17 protein-coding genes and 2 pseudogenes are annotated in these 18,636 nt (G+C 59.8%); 10 read left to right on the plus strand and 9 right to left on the minus strand.

Going from position 1 to position 18,636, the window contains the following annotated elements:
- Positions 1-144: 144 nt before the first annotated feature.
- Complete coding sequence (locus NYO99_RS11875; RefSeq protein ID WP_268167418.1) at positions 145-750, minus strand: DMP19 family protein; 606 nt, start codon at positions 748-750, stop codon at positions 145-147.
- 966 nt (positions 751-1,716) lie between these two features.
- On the opposite strand from NYO99_RS11875, the pseudogene NYO99_RS11880 reads away from it, so the two are divergent.
- The 7 genes and pseudogenes from NYO99_RS11880 to NYO99_RS11910 all read left to right on the plus strand — a co-directional run.
- Positions 1,717-1,896, plus strand: a pseudogene (locus NYO99_RS11880) (transposase); the annotation flags it as partial.
- 377 nt (positions 1,897-2,273) lie between these two features.
- On the plus strand, positions 2,274-2,924 hold the full coding sequence (locus tag NYO99_RS11885) for a hypothetical protein (RefSeq protein ID WP_268167419.1): 651 nt from the start codon (positions 2,274-2,276) through the stop codon (positions 2,922-2,924).
- 406 nt (positions 2,925-3,330) lie between these two features.
- The gene (locus NYO99_RS11890) at positions 3,331-3,723 is read left to right on the plus strand and encodes a hypothetical protein (RefSeq protein WP_268167420.1); all 393 of its coding nucleotides are present in this window, start codon (positions 3,331-3,333) and stop codon (positions 3,721-3,723) included.
- Between the two features lie 20 nt (positions 3,724-3,743).
- Positions 3,744-4,109, plus strand: coding sequence for an H-NS histone family protein (locus tag NYO99_RS11895; protein ID WP_268167421.1), 366 nt, complete (start codon positions 3,744-3,746; stop codon positions 4,107-4,109).
- A 141-nt stretch (positions 4,110-4,250) separates the two neighbouring features.
- A complete protein-coding gene (locus NYO99_RS11900; protein ID WP_268167422.1) occupies positions 4,251-5,978 on the plus strand; it encodes a methyltransferase domain-containing protein in 1,728 nt (575 codons plus the stop codon).
- A 66-nt stretch (positions 5,979-6,044) separates the two neighbouring features.
- On the plus strand, positions 6,045-6,836 hold the full coding sequence (locus tag NYO99_RS11905; protein WP_268167423.1) for an endonuclease: 792 nt from the start codon (positions 6,045-6,047) through the stop codon (positions 6,834-6,836).
- 417 nt (positions 6,837-7,253) lie between these two features.
- Entirely contained in the window at positions 7,254-9,074 is a 1,821-nt protein-coding gene (locus tag NYO99_RS11910; RefSeq protein ID WP_268167424.1) for a DEAD/DEAH box helicase, read from the plus strand.
- Positions 9,075-9,249: 175 nt separating this feature from the next.
- On the opposite strand, the gene NYO99_RS21380 is transcribed toward NYO99_RS11910, so the two are convergent.
- From NYO99_RS21380 to NYO99_RS11925, 4 genes and pseudogenes are all read right to left on the minus strand, one after another.
- Positions 9,250-9,516 carry an H-NS family nucleoid-associated regulatory protein gene (locus NYO99_RS21380; RefSeq protein WP_422395496.1) on the minus strand — a complete coding sequence of 89 codons (267 nt, stop codon included), beginning with the start codon at positions 9,514-9,516 and terminating at the stop codon, positions 9,250-9,252.
- A gap of 35 nt (positions 9,517-9,551) precedes the next feature.
- Positions 9,552-10,106 carry an H-NS histone family protein gene (locus tag NYO99_RS11915; protein WP_268167425.1) on the minus strand — a complete coding sequence of 185 codons (555 nt, stop codon included), beginning with the start codon at positions 10,104-10,106 and terminating at the stop codon, positions 9,552-9,554.
- Positions 10,107-10,633: 527 nt separating this feature from the next.
- Positions 10,634-10,807: pseudogene (locus NYO99_RS11920) on the minus strand (tyrosine-type recombinase/integrase); the annotation flags it as partial.
- A 96-nt stretch (positions 10,808-10,903) separates the two neighbouring features.
- Positions 10,904-11,212: a tyrosine-type recombinase/integrase gene (locus NYO99_RS11925; RefSeq protein ID WP_268167426.1), complete on the minus strand. Its 309-nt coding sequence runs from the start codon at positions 11,210-11,212 to the stop codon at positions 10,904-10,906.
- 442 nt (positions 11,213-11,654) lie between these two features.
- Here NYO99_RS11925 and NYO99_RS11930 point away from each other — a divergent pair, with 442 nt between their 5' ends.
- Complete coding sequence (locus NYO99_RS11930; RefSeq protein ID WP_268167427.1) at positions 11,655-15,548, plus strand: RHS repeat-associated core domain-containing protein; 3,894 nt, start codon at positions 11,655-11,657, stop codon at positions 15,546-15,548.
- 705 nt (positions 15,549-16,253) lie between these two features.
- On the opposite strand, the gene NYO99_RS11935 is transcribed toward NYO99_RS11930, so the two are convergent.
- From NYO99_RS11935 to NYO99_RS11945, 3 genes are all read right to left on the minus strand, one after another.
- On the minus strand, positions 16,254-16,523 hold the full coding sequence (locus NYO99_RS11935) for a hypothetical protein (RefSeq protein WP_268167428.1): 270 nt from the start codon (positions 16,521-16,523) through the stop codon (positions 16,254-16,256).
- 102 nt (positions 16,524-16,625) lie between these two features.
- Positions 16,626-17,030 (minus strand): hypothetical protein, encoded by a 405-nt coding sequence (locus NYO99_RS11940; RefSeq protein ID WP_268167429.1) that lies wholly within the window; start codon positions 17,028-17,030, stop codon positions 16,626-16,628.
- Positions 17,027-17,425 carry a hypothetical protein gene (locus NYO99_RS11945; protein ID WP_268167430.1) on the minus strand — a complete coding sequence of 133 codons (399 nt, stop codon included), beginning with the start codon at positions 17,423-17,425 and terminating at the stop codon, positions 17,027-17,029. Before NYO99_RS11945 ends, NYO99_RS11940 begins: the two co-directional genes overlap by 4 nt.
- A 15-nt stretch (positions 17,426-17,440) precedes the next feature.
- Between NYO99_RS11945 and NYO99_RS11950 the strand changes: the two genes are divergently transcribed.
- Both NYO99_RS11950 and NYO99_RS11955 read left to right on the plus strand, forming a co-directional pair.
- Positions 17,441-17,629, plus strand: coding sequence for a hypothetical protein (locus NYO99_RS11950; protein ID WP_268167431.1), 189 nt, complete (start codon positions 17,441-17,443; stop codon positions 17,627-17,629).
- A 41-nt stretch (positions 17,630-17,670) separates the two neighbouring features.
- Entirely contained in the window at positions 17,671-18,024 is a 354-nt protein-coding gene (locus NYO99_RS11955) for a helix-turn-helix domain-containing protein (protein WP_268167432.1), read from the plus strand.
- Positions 18,025-18,342: 318 nt separating this feature from the next.
- On the opposite strand, the gene NYO99_RS21385 is transcribed toward NYO99_RS11955, so the two are convergent.
- Positions 18,343-18,609, minus strand: a complete 267-nt coding sequence (locus tag NYO99_RS21385) for a helix-turn-helix domain-containing protein (protein WP_422395497.1) — start codon at positions 18,607-18,609, stop codon at positions 18,343-18,345.
- Positions 18,610-18,636 lie beyond the last annotated feature (27 nt).

Consider the following 18,636-nt stretch of genomic DNA (forward strand, 5'->3'; position numbering starts at 1 on the left):
ACGCGAATTCGATGACTGCTTCCTCACCCGCTGGCCGACCGTGGCCGACCCAAAGCGGAAGCAATCATCAGCGGAATGAGCAGCCCTAAAGCAGCCACTAAACATCGAGGCGAGCACGGCAAAAGTGCAGTTCACCGGCGGGGGTCAATGGTCGCCGTATAGGTTGTGGCTTTGCGCGAACCCCGTGCAGCGGTCATCGAGACTCTCAGGATCGGACCAGAACCTTTGCTCTACAAGGCGAAGTTCTTCGGCGAGGCCGCGGAAGCTAGAACCGAATAATTCGATGTCGGGAAGCATTCTGTCCCGCTCAGTTTGATCAAGTGGCACTGGCTGCTCACCAAGCAAAAGCTCCTTCGCACGAGTAAGAAGCTGAAGGGTCTGTGTAGCCTCCAACTCGAGAAGCCCATCGATCGCATGGGCATACATGTTTCCCGAGCTGTTTGCGAAGTATTGGTAGAAGCCGCCGTTGTAGACCTCGCCAATCAGGCACCTGATTGCGTAGTAGGTCTTCTCCTCCGGCCGCAATCTTGAGAAGCCATTCGGCTCGCCGTGAACTCGGCCAACAAGTCCGCGCCAGTAGATCCGTCCAGGACTCTTCTCGATTTCCCGTTCGCGTACGCGTTGCCGCTTACCTTCTTCAATTCGCTCACGGTAGCCGCCATTGCACGGCATACACAGACCGGCGTTCTTCGACGCCGTGTCAGGATGAATTAACTCACCGCAAGCAGAGCAAGGTAGGCGTTGGATCATGCGGCTTCAGTGTTCTTGCAGACAGATGCCCATCAAGTTTGCCACCGGATAGCCGCCCTTCGCCACCGGAAGCTCCTGGCCGAGTCCGGGTGCCGGCGTGCGCGCCCGGCAGCTGTCGGCCGAGCACGAATGAGCGCAACCTGGATTCGCGCGGCGGGCGCCCCCCCTAAGTCGAAGGTCCGCTGACTGCATGGCTGCCATAAATGCAAGCTATTCCAAACGCAAGGGGCCGGTTTCGCTTACGCGCAACTGGCCCCTGATGTCGAGCATTGGAACTATATACACTGACTACTATGGCTGGTGACTCCTTTGAATACATTGTCCGGACTCTGTTGGAGCAAGATGGCTACTGGGTTAGGCAATCCTTCAAGGTGGACTTGACCACCAGCGAGAAGGCGTCTGTAGGAAAGCCGAACATGCCTCGTCCCGAGATTGATCTCTTGGCGCTCGACTTCAAGAGGAATCGAGTGATCTTGGTCGAGGTCAAGTCGTACCTCGACTCGTCCGGCGTCTCACTCGCAGACGTAAACCAAACTCATGCAGTGCCGCAGGGAAGATACAAGCTGTTCACGTGCAAAGCCTACGAGCAAGTTGTCATTTCTCGCGTTCATAGCATGCTTATGGCAGATGGCATGGCAGATGCGAACACTACATTTCAACTAGGCCTTGTCTTTGGTCGAATAGCAGGCAAGGATGCAGCCGCTCTTGCACACCTTGCGCGATCGAGGAAGTGGTTTTTCTGGTCGTCTAGACAGGTGAAACGACGCCTTACGGCTCAATCGCTCCGAAAGTACGAGAACGACGCAGCGATCATTAGTGCAAAGGTCTTGCTGCGGTAAGGCCTTGGCTCACTAGTCATCTGTAATTCACCGCAGCCATAGCGCATTGCCGCGTGCGGCCTGACCTGCAACCCGCCATCCGTACCAAGGCAATAGAGAAGAATCCGCGCACCCGAGAGGAAGCGCGATGCGCAAAAGCAGGTACTCAGACGAACAGATCATCGGGTTCAACAAGCAGGCCGACGCCGGCATGATTGTGGCGGACCTGTGCCGCCGAGAGGGCTTCAGCTCCTTCTACAAATGGCGGGCCAAGTTCGGTGGCATGGAGGCCAGCGACGCCAAGCGGCTGCGCGAGCTGGAAGCTGAGTGTTGACGCTCGCCGAAAACTGCCCCCAAAAAACGTGGTCATGCTCGCGCAAAACTGACCCACACAAAACACACTGACCTGCTCGACGGATGAGCAGGGGAAGCAGGAGTGATCAGTTCTGCACGAGCGCCCCGGGCCACCTAGCTGCGAGCCTCAACAAGCTGATCCCATGATGGTCTCCCATCGAGTTGAAGGCCAACCAAGATGCGCCTTAAAGCGACAAGGGGCTTGCTCTGAGTTAAGACGCTGTCGCACTGGCACACCATGCCGAAAGGCTGCTGTCGGGATCAGGTCCAGACTGACACTGCCGGCCAGAAGAAGATGCCGGGTAGTGTCTGCAAGGCCTCGTCAGAATGAGTCTCTGACAGATCCATCAGATGAATATTCTCCACGAATCTCGCGCAGGGTTAAAGTCTCAAAGAGGGAAGAAATGGAGCGAGCGATTGGGTGCAAAACGATTGGGCATGCGCAAGATGGCGCGGGCAGCCTTCGAGGGTGTAGGCGCCCTGTACGAGCAACAGTTGATCAATTCCGAGCGCAGCCTGCAGGCTGCGATGTGGCACGAATTGCGGCAGCGTTTTGAGGCGGAAGGCAAGTCCACCTTCAAGATATACGTAGAGCCGCGCATTCGCCTGCCAAAAGAGGGGCGTCTCGATTCGCGCACGATCATCCCCGACTTGGTCGTGTGCAACGATCGGAGCGTCATCGCAGTGATCGAGTTGAAGTTCTCACCCAAGGGCGCGCCAGGAAGCGCCAAGGACTTCGCATCGTTCGAGCGCATGTCCATTCAACACGACTTGGTGAAGGTGCAGCACACCCGCTGGTTTGGAGAGAAGCCGGTGAGCAAGCCCTACCCTTTTGCAAACAGTGTGCTGTTCGTGTGGGCTGCGGTCGGAAAGCGAACCAGCCGCGCGGGCAGCCAGCCGGATCTGGAGTTGTTACCAGGGAAGAACGCAATGTTCATGCGAATGTTCCTGAACACGGCGAACGGCACGATTTCGTGTGATAGAGGGGGCGAGGAAGAATAGTCCCGCTCTTGACGCTCTCCCAATCGCAGACAGCCTGCGAACTGCATCGCCTCGGATATCGCGGCGCCCTGTCGGCTCAGTTGTGTCAGACGGGCGCGGTCTGACCAGCAAGTTCGCACTGGTAGTTGACGCGAACTGAGCAGTGGGTGTTGCCCGATGGCACCACCAGCCGGTGGTTATTGAACTACGCAACCTACTCTGTCGCTGCCAGTTCCATCGACTGCTGGTTGCCCAAGGCGCACATTGGCCTGGTCTGGTACAGCGCCGTCGATCCCAACTAAGACACCGGGTGGGCGACCGCTTTCCGTCGACGAAATCGGCGTAGGCGATGGCGGCAACGGATCGGCGGCGTGAGTTCTCAGCTTTCCGAGCAGTCTTTGGAGGTTGCGACATATGGCGCCAGCATGTGCCGTTTGCCCACCACCAGCCATTGTCAGGTTCCGGGGCACAGCTGACCGCCCCGCGCACTCTCGTCGTGCCGCCCAACGGCCGGTTGGTGGCGATCAGCGTGAGTTCGGCTCGAAGCAATGACGGGCAGCAAACGCTGCCAAACTGCCATCGGCAGGGCTACGACCGCTTTCAGTGGCAGAAGCTCACGTTCAGCTATTGCCACAAAGACTCGCCCGCCAGCTCAGTCGCCCTTCGCCCCGAGCAGTCGGGTGTGCCATTACAAGCTGCTTTCATCAGCATCCGCATGCTGCGCCTGGTGCAGCTGCGGCTCTCCGGTGCCGCGAATTTCAATTCCCCGGATACATTTGAGCAGGGAGCTATTGGACGTATCGAGCAGGCCCAGACCTGAGTAACGCCGGGAGTTATCTAATGCCAAAGTCTTACAAGCAAGTTCTCGCACAGATTCAGAAGCTGCAAAAGGAAGCGGAGTCGCTGCGCTCCAAGGAAGTACAAGGCGTCATTGCACGTATCAAAGAGGCCATCTCTCACTACGGGCTGACTGCAGAGGATCTGTTCGGCGGCACGCGTGCCCGCAAGTCAAAGGCCCCGGCTGTTGCTCCGGTTGAGGGACGCAAGCAACGTAAGTCAGCGGCGAAGACGGTCAAGGTTGCCCGCCCCGCGAAGTTCCGAGATGAGGCCGGGAATACCTGGTCCGGCATCGGCAAGCGTCCAGAGTGGTTCAAGGCAGCCCTGGCTGCTGGCAAGACTGCGGACGACCTGCTGATTCGCGACTGAGCGCGAATCGACCACCTACTCAGCCGCTTGAACCACATCTAGCGGGTCCTCGCGATCCGCTGGGAGTTTCCAACAGCCGTGACTTACAGCATCGTGCAGCATGCTGCGCAGCCTCGTCACGGAGGTAGCTGACAATGTGGCGTGGACATCCAAACCGCTGAGTTCTACGACAAGAACGCCGCCGAGCTCGCGGCGTCGTATGAGTCAGTTTCCAGCCCAATCCAGCGGTACTTCCCTCTCGCATTTGCCGCGAACAGCCGAGTTTTGGATGTCGGCGCAGGCTCAGGCAGGGACCTTGCTGCACTCTTGGATGCAGGCTACGACGCCTACGGGGTAGAGCCTTGTGCGGGCTTGCGCGCTGCTGCCCTAGCGGCGCATCCGGCCCTCGAGGGACGCCTTGCCGATGGCGCGTTGCCAGCGCTCAGCACACCCTTCGCAGGTGGGTTCGACGGCATCGTCTGCTGTGCCGTCTTCATGCATGTGCCGCAGGCCGAACTGTTCGATGCTGCCATGGGACTGCGCAGCTTGCTCAAACCCCACGGCCGCCTGCTGCTCTCCGTTCCGACGGGCCGCACGGATATCCAGCAGAACAACCGAGATGCAAACGGTCGGCTGTTTGAGCCGTACGCGCCGGAAGAGTTGCTCCTGCTCTTCGAACGCCTTGGATTCCAGCAGATTGGGCGCTGGGACACGCATGATGCCCTCCAGCGCGTCGGCACCACATGGGTCACGCTGTTGCTGGAGCTGCGCACAACTGGCCAGCTGAGAGCTGTGGACCAGATCGAGGGCATCCTCAACCGCGATCGCAAAGTTGCCACCTACAAGCTCGCCCTGTTCCGTGCCCTAGCCGAGATTGCTACACAGGAGCCAAGAGCAGCACGGTGGCTCCATGGGGGGCGGGTCGCCATCCCCCTCGATCGCCTTGCACGGCGATGGCTGGTGTACTACTGGCCCATCGTGGCAAGCCCCATCTTCGTTCCACAGACTCAAGCTGAAGGCGCAGGGAATCGCCAGCAGCCGATGGCTTTTCGTGCGGCGCTCCAGAACCTGATTCAGCGGTTTTCGAGCCTAGGAGCCCACGGCGGACTGACTGCTTGGCACCTGGCCTCCACATCGGGCCGACTTCCTGCGGAAACAGCCACGGCGGAGCGCGAGGCGCTGCGGGCCATCGCTCACGCCATCCGCTCAGGCCCCGTGACGTATTCGGGCGGTGCGCTCGAAACTGGGCGAGTCTTCGAGTACGACGCGTCGTCGAGGAGCGTTCTGCTATCGGATGGGCTGTGGCGTGAGTTGTGTCTGTTGGGACACTGGATCATCGATGCCGTGATCGTCCGATGGGCCGCACTGACCGAGCGTTTTTCCTTCCGCCAGGGTTTGCGCTCCGGCGACATCTTGCCCTTGCTACTGGCCGGCCCGGAACCAGATCGCGCGACTGCACAAGCCAGGTCGGTTTACCTTGCATCCGGCGTCGGAAGCTGCGCCTGGTCCGGTCGATCGCTGACCCAGCGCACTCTGGCTGTCGACCATGTGATCCCGTTCTCGCTTTGGGGCAACAACGATCTCTGGAACTTGGTGCCCGCCCACAGCGCCGTCAACAACCACAAGTCCGACAAACTTCCCGCCAGTGCGTTGCTACTTGAACGCCGTGGGGCGATTCTGGAGAGCTGGGGCTTGTTGCACGAGGCCATGCCTGATGCCTTCAGCAATCAGGCACTGCATCTGCTCGGCACACAGCACGCCAGTTGGGGCAAGCTCGCCGACGAACTGTTCGCACGGCTGCGAGAGGCCGTCGAGATCACTGCGTTGCAGCGGGGAGTCGAGCGATGGACGCCACGCTCCGGCGATGGCTCGACCACCTCTGCGCACTGACGATGCGCGGCGCATCCTGCTTTGCCAAGAAGTCTCTCCTGCAGTTCCTCCTGTTCACCCGGACCGATGTTCCACCGCACCCTAGCTTGTCTCGCAGTTGTCGCCGTCTCGATCGCCAAGGCGAATGCTGACCCCTATGCCGCGCTCAACCGGCTGGAGGGCGCAGACCTCAAGCGAGCTGTGTCAGCCATCGCCGCGCGCGGCCACCGACCGCTGAGCTACCGAGATCTTTGGGATGTGCTCAAAGAAGCTGACCGCCATCCGTCCCGGCCTGACTATGTTGTCGGCATCTACAGCCGCGCCGCAATCCCTGCGCAGTGCACGGAGGGCAAGACCCCCAGCGGCTGCAGCATGACGTGGAATCGAGAGCACGTCTGGCCCAAGTCCAAGGTTTTCCCCCGGCGCGAACAGTGGGCTCACACAGATGCCCATCACATCGCTGCTGAGCTCGCCAGGTGCAACTCCCTCCGTGGCAACCTGGACGTCGATGCTGGCGGGCAACTTCACCCTGAGTGTGGCTCGCGTAGAGGCAAAGGCGCATCAGCGACTTGGGAGCCGGGCGACGCGGCAAAGGGTCAGGTCGCACGCATGCTGATGTACGTCGCCGTGCGCTACGAGGGGGACCCGGCGGGTGACAAGACCCCCAACCTGGAACTTGTTTCGCGCGTCACGCGTGACGGAGAGCCCAACTTGGGCAACCTCTGCGTTCTGCTGCGCTGGAACCAAACCTTTCCAGTTACCCAGCAAGAGCGTGATCGCCACGCCACCGTTGTGCGGCGTCAGGGCAACAGGAACCCGTTCATCGACCGCCCAGATCTCGCGCAGCGGATCTGGGGAAGGGAGTGCAGCGCCCGGTAACCCCCACCAGAAAGTAGACCTAGGGGCAGATCGCAGAGGCGTACGTGGCGGCGCTGTCTCGGGAGGTATGCAACGCATCCTCGCGAAGTTCTCCAACAGCAAGCGGACGAGCTCATCCAGGGCTTTCAGCGCGACCGGGATGCATTCCCGCTCAGCCTCGTAACGGGCATCCTTGGTGAAGCCGCAAGTGCTGACGTACGGGTCTTTGTTGTTGTTGTGAAAGTCGCCCAGGAAGCTTCCGATCTCCTGCGAGCCCCCGTCGGCACGCCGGGACAAACTCCCACACAAGAAGGCTGAAATGCCTATTCTGGCTCGCGTCTTATGCACTGATGCTCAGACTAGTGCCCTGTCACTTCGTGACAGCACCCAAACGCTGAGGCAGGATATGGCCCTGAATCAGGGACCCAACAACAAAAAATGGCGACTGTCATCCCAGCGCTGAGCACCTGCGTCTCACGCATGACACAGGGGGAACGCAGAACCTCAGAGCGTCTGGAGCAAAAGCTCGATGACGACTATCTGGTTTGGTACGACGTGCCGGTCGGCCCGAAGCACGCCCACCCTGACTTTGTTGTTCTCCACCCTCGCCGCGGTCTGCTCATCCTGGAGGTCAAGGACTGGCGCCTGGAAACAATCCAGTCTGCCAACAAGCAGACCTGGGAGATCCTGGCTCATGGGGCTCCAAAGACCGTCCCAAATCCTATCGAGCAGGCTCGGCACTACGCTCATCAGGTCGTCGATGCGCTCGCCAAGGACCAACGACTGACAAATGCCGACGGCAAGGTTGCGTTTCCCTGGAGCTACGGTGTCGTCTTGACGCACATCACCCGCAGGCAGTTCGAAGCCGCTGAGTTGCACTTCGCCATTGAGCCCCATCGCGTCATTTGCAGCGACGAGATGACCGCCACCGTGGAGGCGGAGGACTTTCAAAGCCGACTGTGGGCGATGTTCCCGACGCTCATGCGCGGCGTTCTCTCGCTTCCGCAAATCGACCGGGTGCGTTGGATCCTCTTCCCCGAAGTACGGGTCAACACCCAGATCGGCCTCTTCTCCGTCGACGAGGAAGCCAACGAGGTCCTGCCTGACATCATGCGGGTGATGGACCTTCAGCAGGAGCAGCTCGCGCGGAGCCTAGGTGAAGGCCACCGCGTCATCCATGGCGTGGCCGGCTCCGGCAAGACCATGATCCTGAGCTATAGGGCGGAGTACCTCGCCAAGGCAGCCTCCGGCAGCAAACCCATTCTGGTGCTCTGCTACAACCAGCCGCTGGCGGTGAAGCTGGAAGCCGTGATGACCGCCAAAGGCCTAGCCGCCAAGGTCCATGTCAGGAACTTTCACAAATGGTGCCGGCAACAGCTCGTGGCGTTCGGGCAGGCACTACCACCCCAAGGGCCGGACATGTTCGACCAAATGGTCGCCGGCGTTATCCGCGGCGTGGATCGAGGCCAGATCCCGTCCGGGCAGTACCAAGCCGTGCTGATAGATGAGGGCCATGACTTCGAGGCCGCTTGGCTCAAGCTGGCCGCCCAGATGGTTGATCCGGCCACCAACAGCCTTCTGCTGCTCTACGACGACGCGCAAAGCATCTACCAGCGACGCCGTGCTCAGCAGTTCAGCTTCAAGAGCCTCGGCATCCAGGCGCAGGGGCGCACGACGATCCTCAAGATCAACTACCGCAACACACGACAAATCCTGCAGACCGCCAGCATGGTGGCGGCCGACCTGCTCCGGTCCGAGGACAGCGCTGAGGACAGCGCTGAGGACAGCGTACCGCTGGTACAGCCTGTGAGCTGTGGACGTGACGGTTATGAGCCAGTGATCATCCGCCTGCCCAGTCTTCGCGACGAGGCCGTCAAGATCGCTGAACTTCTCAGCGCCGCGCATCAGGAGGGCTACGCCTGGGGAGACATGGCCATCATCTGTAGGCATTACGCCGAGATGGAGCGCTGCGCCGCCGTTCTCCGTTACCGCCAGCTACCACACGAGGTGCGCAAAGGATCGGGCACCTTCAATCCGCTGGCCGACACGATCAAGATCCTGACCATGCACGTGAGTAAAGGGCTGGAGTTTCCGATAGTCGCGGTTTCCGGTGCCGGCCACATGCCCGAGGAGGGGCACGACGAGGCCGAGGAGGCACGCCTCTTCTATGTCGCTGCAACGCGGGCTACTCAGCGCCTGATCATTCCGCTGAGCGGTTCCGGCAAGTTCGCGGCACGACTTGCCACCGGAACGGCTTGAGCGTCACCGCTCGGCCTCGGTGGTAGCAGGTACTTCCTGCATCATCCTCCAGCCACCATTCCGGTGCCCACGACGACCACGAGGTCCTTCAAGGAGCCCGAGATGGTCTGCCGCCAGCCGACCAACGAGGCCGTCCAGAGTGAGCGAGGACTCCTGATCTGGTCTACCAAGTGGGCTATGGCCCGAGAGTTTCCTCGCGCTCACGTGACTTGGTCGGACCCAGCGAGTCATCGCCCAAGCTTTCCGAGGACGAGCCCAGGTTCAGCCTCGCCTTCCAGTTGTCGGCAAGTTTCTCTCCCCGAAATAGAGCCTGCTTCAGCCAAGTCGGACGGCGGCTGCGACCGCGCCAGACCTCGCCGTTCGGGCCGAGATATCCAAATTTCATGCAACGAGCGGGTAGCCACGATGAACCAACCCGCACCAGTCGTTCCTCGGTGCGCATATCGACCTCGAGGGAAAAAGGGTTTGAAAGTCTGTTCAGTCGGCCGAATCTAGGATTCGGGATGCCAGCAGATCGTCGACGTGCCCGCCTGTGGCAATGAACTCCTTCATCCACTTCGGTCGCCGGCCATTGCCCAACCAGACTTGCCCCTGCGGGCCAATGACGGGCACACGTAGCCGAGCGGTGGGCCTCCTTTGCTCCCCAGATGGGTGGGCGACTTCCATCATCTCCTCGCCGACCACGTCTTGTAACGTGATGCCAAGCCGCTGCATCACCACAGAGATCGCAGCCGTCGCACACTGCCGCTCCAGTTGGCGCGCTTCGAGCAGTTTTCGCTGTTGACGGGCAAGTTCCCGTTCCAGGGATCGGATGGACTGAACCAGCTCGGCGCTACGGAGAGTCGCTCTCGTGAGCCACTGGGTGGCCAAGTCTGGAGGGAGTCCACAAGGGTGCTTCGGGCAACGGGCGTCGGCGGACGCCCTGGCATCCTGATTCAGCCTGTTCCACTCTGCGAGCCGTCTGGCAAAACCGTCCAACTCAGTCAAGGCGAGTACTGCACCTTGATTCGCTTCCTGTACGTGTTCAGCCATCGAGATCTCCTGGTGTCATTGACGAAATGGTCTTGCCGTCGGCGGCCGATTCCACAAAGTACTGCCGGCAGCCGTCGATCGTTGGTCCGCTTACGATGCGGTATCCACGCGCCAAGGCCCAATCGACTACGCCTCTGGAACCGACGCCAGCGCTTCGTGCGAGCTTGCTGAGCGGCGAGTAGCGACGAGATGCAGAGAGCGGGCAGTCTTGGACAGCGAGTTCGCTTGGCCCTGGACAGGCTGATCAGTTGGAGTTCAGCAAGCCGTTCAGCACGACTGACAGGTTGCAAGCTTTCAGCACGGCTCACAAGCGTTCGGCAAGGTGGTCCGGGCGCATGCGTGTTGCAGCTCGAAAACCGAGACCGGTGGCAGCGGTGTCAGCGAAGGTAGACACGCGTCCCGGCCATGACCGCCCGGCGTGTGGCATTCCGCGTGGCGGATGACAGGAGAAGGCTGGGTGCTGTCGCCGGCAGTCGGCGCCCGAGGGTCAGCAATGTGCCCGAAGCGGAAGCTCGCCAGTGTCCGCTTCAGAGCGCCCCGGTGACGGGCAGTGTGTCCAGCGGACTTCGCACTGCACCGCCGCCAACTTTGAGCACATGGGTGTAAATCATGGTCGTCGCAACGTCGGCGTGGCCGAGCAAATGCTGCACGGTCCGAATATCGCTGCCCGCTTGAAGGAGGTGGGTCGCAAAACAGTGGCGCCTACGTCGAGCTGGCAACAGGCGGAACTATGTCCTGTCCGGAATACGGCACCCTCGTATCGCGCCGGTCGACGACGGCACATAGTCCGCGCTCGGTCACAGGCTTGTTAGGAACGCGAGCAATTTGTCGACCGGTCGATACCGACCGGCCTTTGCGCCGGGCGGCGTTGTCCTCGCCAGCACCTGTTCCTTCAATGCGAGGTTCGCATCCAGGTACTGCTGCGTTGTCTCGATCGACTCGTGCCCGAGCCACAGTGCAATCAGCGCCTGCTCGACGCCGGCCTGAAGCAAGTCCATGGCCGTCGTTTGCCGCAGCACGTGCGGCGTCACGCGCTTGGTCCCCAGCGAGGGGCAGGTGCCGCTCGCCACTACAACCACCACATCCCGCAACGGCCGCTCGATCACTGCTCACCAGTGCAAGCCCTTCCGGCTTAGCGGGTATCCAAGCCCCGTTTGTTCAAGCGCGCCGTACAAAAATAGGCGGGCCTTGACACTTAGCCACTTTGATCGGGTGAATATTCCCAAACATCGAGTCTTCCCGCAGTCGTGTACATTTTCCAGCAACTACGGAAAAACTTTAGATTTTAGGGCTGTTATGAGATATTCATGCGCTGGGATCTTCATTCTTTGCATGTTGAACCATTACGGCGCTATGGCTGCGACCGCACTAGAGAGGGTCGAGGTTGATGGTGAACGAACGCGGCCACCGTTTGAATGGGCAACTTACACCCAAGTTTCTACTCGCGTATTGACGAGGGATCTGCCATCGGCTCCGTTACACCACGGCGCAGGGGATCCTGGCTCCGGAAATCAGAGTACGAAAAGAAACTGCCAGGGGATCGGCGCAATGCCGGTAATTTATGCAACCGGCGAAAAATTACTGCAGCATACTGACTTCGAGATTCCTGGCCTAAACGGCTTCAAGCTTACGAGAACCTATAGAAGTAACGCCAGTGATGCGCCCATGGCAAAGAAGTGGTATTTGGAAATACTCGGGCCGTCAGTAAAAGTATCTTACAGCTTATGCGGTGGAGAGCCTTGCGTTCCGACAAGCGTCCAATTGCGCGAAGCCGATGGCACAAGTTACACGTACCAGCGGGTGAGCCCTTTTACAAACCCAGAACTCGGCGTATATGAAATCCGCGGCTCCAAAGGCACTGGAACTATAACCGTGGAAACTCAGCACACCTCGGGTACTGTCAAGCTGGTTCGGAATGGCGTGACTTATCGGTTTTCAAACGATACAGCAGGGCGCTTGCTCTCGATTATCGATCGCAGTGGGGTGATTCAATACACTTATCCCACGCGAAATGTCGTTAGAAATGCGGCCGGGCATACCGTGACGATTGGGTATGATGGCATGGGTCGGATCAATCGCATTACTCTTCCTGACGGGAGATTCTGGACTTATGAGCATGATGCTCAGCACCGGTTAAGCAGGGTGCTGCCTCCTGCAGGAAGTTTAGGCATTTACTCATATCACTATGAGGATTCGTCCAAACCCAATCACATCACTGGATACTCCATTGATGGAGTTCGCCGTGCAAGCTATGCCTTCTACGCGGATGGCAAAGTGCGCATGAGCGGCGATGCGATCGGTGAGAAACGAGAAGATATAACCTATGCAACAAATCAGACTACCGTTGTTGACCAAAATGGTCAATCGTCCGTCTACAACTTTTCGATCATCCAGGGCTCTTCAAAGCTAACAAGTGTTTCGCGCGCGGCGACTTCGAGTTGCGGAGCTTCTGCTTCCTCTTATATCTACGATGGCAATGGATATTTGCTTCAGACCCGTGATTGGAATAATGTTCCTACCAACTATATGCATGCAGCTGATGGGCGCTTGCTAAGTAAAACTGTCGCTGCCGGCACCTCTGCCGCGTCGACAACGGAATACTCATGGGTTGGAGACGATATTGTCGCAGAACTGCTAAAGGATGCCAACAATGTTGCTTATCGGAGATTGGATCGGCAGTTTGTTGGTGGCGGAGTGGGCGCCGGCCGACTCAGCGCGTTGATAGATACCGACCTCTCAACCGGCGAAACGCGTCGTGCGGACTTCAGTTACACATTTCACGGCAATGGCGTGCTGGCAAGTTCTACTGTGACTCGCTCGGGGGTATCAGGATCAGAAGTACTGCGATATGACACCGCCGGCAACCTCGTCGAACATGCAAACGCGTTGGGCCAGTCAAAATACTGGCAAAACTACACTGCTGCAGGATTGCCGGGCCGCGCCATTGATTTGAACGGCATTGCGACGGACTTGATTCATGATGCTCGCGGTTTGCTCAAAACCGTCATTCAGCGGTTGCCTGATGGTGACCGCCAGACCAGCTACGACTATGCTGGTGATGGACAGGTGAGCTACGTTGCGCTGCCTGATGGGCGTACCACTCTCCACAGGTTCAATAGTGCCGGCCGAGTAATTGCAACCGCCAACGCTGCAGGCGCAGAGATCAAGTCCGACTACGACATCGCATCACGTACGTTTAGGACGCGCTCTGATCGGCACGTCCCTGTGGCGAGCAGCGGCCTCCCCGCAGCGGTGGCGGGCGGCGAATTCTTGAGCACCTTACAACTCGACAGTCTCGGTCGCCCATGGAAGCGATCAGGCAACAACGGGCAACTGGCAACGTACAGTTACGACGGCAATGGCAACCTGCGGACCGCGCAAGATGCCCAAGGCCGCACCACGACATTCACTTATGACGCGCAAGGTCGGCTGAGCACGCATCGAGCGCCTGATGGCGGCCTGACGACGCTCGGGTATGACCCCCGCGGCAACCTGGCCTTTGTGGAAGACCCGCGCGGCTTGAGGACCACCTACACCTCGAACGCCTTCGGCGACCGGCTCACGCAAAATAGTCCGGACACCGGCATGACGACCTACGCCTATGACGCATCCGGGCAGATGGTCACAGAAAGCAATGCCAACGGCAACGTGATTCAATATGCGTGGGACGCGTTGGGCCGTCGGCTGTCTCGCACCTCCGCAGGCGTGACCGAAAGCTTTGGCTATGACACTGGCGCCCAAGGCATCGGCCGGTTGACCAGCATGGCCGACGCTTCCGGCACGACCGCATATTCCTACCACGCTGACGGCCAACTCGCCCAGCAGACCAACACCATCGCCGGTACGAGCTACAGCACCAGCTGGAGGTACGACGTCGTCGGCCGTCTGCGCAACATGACTTACCCGACCGGCTTTGCGCTGTCCTATAGCTACGACGCTTACGGCCGTCTCGTGAGCGTCGCCGGCAACCACCGCGGCGGTTGGACCACACTAGCTGATTCCTTTCTCCACCAACCCGCCACCGACCGCCGCTACGCCTGGCGCCTGCCCACTAGCGGCGCGGCGCGCATGGTCACACTCGACACCGATGGCCGCATCAGTCAGCTCGAAACTACAGGTGTCCACCGGCTGAGCTACGACTACAGCACCACCGATGCCGTCACTCGTATCACTGACTGGCTGTATGGCACACAAACCTCGACCCACGGCTTCGATGCCAACGACCGCGTGGCAAGCGCCGGCAGCGGGGTATTCGGCAACCAAAGTTTCGGGTGGGATACCGTGGGCAACCGGACCTCGCAAACAACGATGGACGGGTATCTAAGCCACACGCTACAAGGTGGCAGCAACCGCCTGCTTGCCGTCAGCGGCAGTCAGTGGCGCAACTTCACCTACGACGCGGTCGGTAATGTCGTCCAGGAGAGCCGATGGGACGGCGGCCGCAGCTACGCCTATGACGCTTTCAACCGCTTGAGCAGCGCCACTGTCAACGGTAGTCTCTATCTCTACGTCAGCAATGCACTAAACCAGCGCGTCGTGAAGGCCACGCCCACCCAAAACACCCGCTTTATCTATGGCCCTGGCGGCAAACTGCTGTCGGAGATCGTGGTGGCGGGCGGCAGTGCTTCTAGCAACTACACATGGATTGACGGGCAATTGTTTGGCAACACCAGCAGCGATAGCCCAACCGAGTTTTACCTAAGCCACAATGACCACCTTGGGCGGCCAGAGGTCGTGACTCGCTCATCGGGAGAAGTCAATTGGCGCGCCGCGAACACCGTGTTCGATCGCAGGGTCGCACAGGGCAGCCCTGGTGGGCTGCTTCAGGGCTACCCTGGCCAATACCTCGATTTGGAAACAGGCCTTTGGTACAATTGGAACCGATATTACGATGGGCAGTTGGGCCGATATATACAAAGTGACCCGATGGGGATTGCTGGCGGTCTTAACACCTATCTTTATGGAGAGGCAAACCCACTGAAATTTATTGATCCGCTTGGATTGGCAGCTATTTGCACACAAGACGGAGATGTGCTGAAGGTTGAAATTCCGATAACCTTTACCGGAGATACTGCGGCGGTCCCTAGGATTAAGGCTGCAATCGAAGCTGCGTGGTCTTCGAAAAATTTCCAAGTCACCGTTACGTCAGGGCCGCAGAATCAGATTGAACTGTATGCCGGTTCTGGCACGTCCGCGGTCAATTCTGCCGGCAATGGGGGGCGATTCTTCACTGGGGTCGACCCATGGGTCTGGGCCCACGAGGCCGGACATTTGATGGGCTTGAAAGACGCCTACTTTCAACGGACAGTCGGCGGCAGACGTAAGACTCTAGTATTTCCTGGAATGGAACGAAGCATTATGGGTGGATATGGTACGCCCGTAAGCGATGACGACAGAAGGGCGGCTGTCAGTGCGGCCTGTGGGTGCGGGGGTATAAAATGAAAGTAAGCGGATTGCAGATCGTACTCCTTTTGTTTTCAACACATGCTGCAGCAATCGGATGCAATGCGGCGTCTGACGCCCCCCCTGATTTCGAGAAATTTTGGAGTGCGCCGACCTTCGAGCATTTCTCGGAGTTGCCAAGGCAGAATAGAAATCGCGCTCTTGCTATTCTGGGCTCTAGGCGCGTGGCTGAAGTTTCCGCGCAACAGTATGAGTTGCTGACGAATTCCAAACCGCTCGGTTCATTTGCCTACCTTATTCGTTCAGTGCAAATAAAGGACGCTGAGGGGAAGTATGTGTTGCGAAAACGGGGGGCGGAGTTGCTTGTATTTTTCGGGGCTATGGGTGATGCGGATGAGTGCGAATACTCAATACTAGCTGTCAATTCGAATGAGCGTATTGGGCGAATATATCTAGGCGCGGGGGGCGCCCGGTAGCGAGCACAGAGGCGTCTGTTCAAGAGAACAGCGCAGAATATGGGACTAACTGTAGCGACGTAGTTTGCGTCCGGTTCGGCCTTTGGGCTGCTACGCACCGATCCGGTTGACGTATGGCCGCTCTAAGCCTGTTGCTAAGCTCGGCGAGTTTCCGCTTTGGGCACATTGCCGCCCTACACACGCCGGCCGCGAGCACCAGCAGTCGCTGCGGATCGGCCGCTCAGTCACCGATCAGGACGAAACATCGGAATTGGATTTGTTCCTGCCTTCATTCGGGCGAGCCCGCCACGTAGCCGGCCCGAGCCCACGGGGCTGGTGCGATGCGCAGCCAAGGCCCCAAGGTCTGCTTCAGGCACGCATGGCAGATGTCCAGTTCGACATGATTCCCATCCCCGAGCTCTGAGCCCCAACTGGTGTCGAACTCGATCTGCAGGAAGTTGTTGAAGCCGTCGCCGTCGTTGTGCTGCGCCTCGGTTCCGCAGCGGTCGCAGCGCAGCTGAGCAACGAACGACAGTGGCTTGACATCTTTGATCCTCATAGTCGCTCCGGTCGGCGCTGGCGCCGTCTGCAAGTGGGACTCGGTTCGCAGAGCTTCAGCATGTTTCTGTTGACGTCGACTTTGAAGCCCTCTCGGGTCGTATCAATGGCTTTCGGCAAGGCCCGCTCGCAGAACTGCGTGCAGATCGCCCTGCTCGATAGCTTGTCTAGGCGTCCGCCCGCTCAATGCGCCGCAAGCGCCTTCGAGGAAGTTCAGCAGCGACCAACCTTGGGTCGTGCCGAGCGCCGCGGCCACATGAGGAATCGCATCCCAGATCGCCGGTTCAAACTGCCATCGGGGCAGCCGACAGCCGTGTCGGCCCGTCTTAAGGGCAATGGCACGGCCGGCCGCAACCCAGCGCCGCATCGTCGCGACCTCTGTTTGCGCACAGCTGGCAGCCTGCGCGACGGTGAGCATGTCCGCCGCCGACAACCGCGCTTTCAACCACGGTGAGCTGCGAGCCAGCAGTTCCTTCGTCTGCTTCGCAGCGAGGTAGGGCGACCTCATGCCTTTGAAGCGGCCCGACGCCGTGAGGTACCCGCGTTCCCTGACCGCGCGCGTGTGGGACCGGACTTGAACGGTGGCAACCGCAGCAGCAACTCCGACGCCCCCCGACTCTTTGACGGCTCGCTGCGCATGGCGCCGTCGAAGACCTTGCCAGAGTCGTCCATCAGCGTCACAAACTTGCCGTTGTCATCGGCCTCCAGCCAAACCTCGGTGACCTGCCTTGACGACCATTGGCCGGTTGGAGACGCCCAGCCCGGCATCATGGCCACGAGGCCGCGAACGCGCTTGGCCTCGATTGCTTTGAGCGCTTCGGCCAAGTCCAGTTCCCAGGCGATGCACAAGGTGTCGCTCATGCCAAAACCATCGCCGTCTGGATCAGGGTGCTCGACCGTCAACAGGAACCAAGGTGCATGCAGTGGTATCTCGACCACCCGCCAATGCTTGCTGCCTGGTTCTCCGAGGCCCTGTGGCACCTGGAACTCGTACTGGGGAAGCGAAAGGAACACTGGGCGCTTGCCGCGGGCAGCGACGCGCTGCGCGGCGGGATTGTTGACCTGCTAGCAATTGTTCGTGCCCTGCTTCCATATCCAGATTTTTGATACGGGGCCGGCTCGGCTACGGTGGAGGCTGAGAGAAATCCATGGCCAAAACCCTTCACAGCCGGCACAACGAGATATTTCTGGACAAGCTCCGCAAGCTTCGGGAGTCCCGCGGCTTGCGCCAGGCCGATCTTGCCCACTTGCTGGGGCGCAGCCAGGGCGCAGTTAGCTACGTCGAGTGCGGCCAGACGCGCCTGGACATCATCGGTCTGCGAGACTGGCTGGAAGCGTTGGACTACGGCTTCCTGCGCTTCCTGAAGGAACTTGACGCCGAGTTGCGTCGGCTCGACGCCTTGCGACTGCGCCCGAAACCGGGCAAGGCGCCAAAACGGCCGGGGCGGGCCGCCAGGTCAAGCGTAAACCCGGTAATTCTGCTTGGCCTGAACGACAAGTAAGCACAACAGTGCATCGGCCAGAGCAAAGGAACCCATGAAACGAGTTCGAGTTGCCCCCGGAAAGCATGTCGTTGTCTCTGCCGAGCTTGCCGAAAACGCTGCACGAGTGGGCTCAGCCGGTTTGACCCTGGACCAGGTCCGCGATCTAGCGGCGGCCGAGCCAGCGCAAGCCACTGGCGTGATGTTGGGCGGCATCAAGCCTCTGCCGCTATCTAGGGCGAAAGCCAGAAGGGACGGCAACAGGCCTCGCAACGGTTCCCCGACTCGCGAGGACTTGACATAGGGCAGGCGCTACCGGATCAGAAGCCGAGCGCGCAGTCACAACAGGCTTGGCAGTTGGTGGCGCTGAATGCGCTCGTCGAGCTTCTTCACGAAGGCCTCGAGCGTGGTGCCGCAGGCGTGGGCCCATATCGCCAGCTCGAACACGTCGACGCGTCGGCGCCCGGCCTCGCAGCGGCTGACGACGTCTTGGCCGATCTGCATCCGCGCCGCCAGCTCCACCTGACTGAGCCCAGCATCCGCCCTGAGGGTGTTGAGCTCCTCAAGGAACAGCTGGTACTTGTCACTGTGAAGCGGGCTTCTCATCCTGCAGCGGGTGCTTACGCGGCCGCG

It is taken from the genome of Roseateles hydrophilus, from assembly GCF_026712245.1.
In the GTDB taxonomy this organism is placed as follows: Bacteria; Pseudomonadota; Gammaproteobacteria; order Burkholderiales; family Burkholderiaceae_C; genus Pelomonas; species Pelomonas hydrophilus.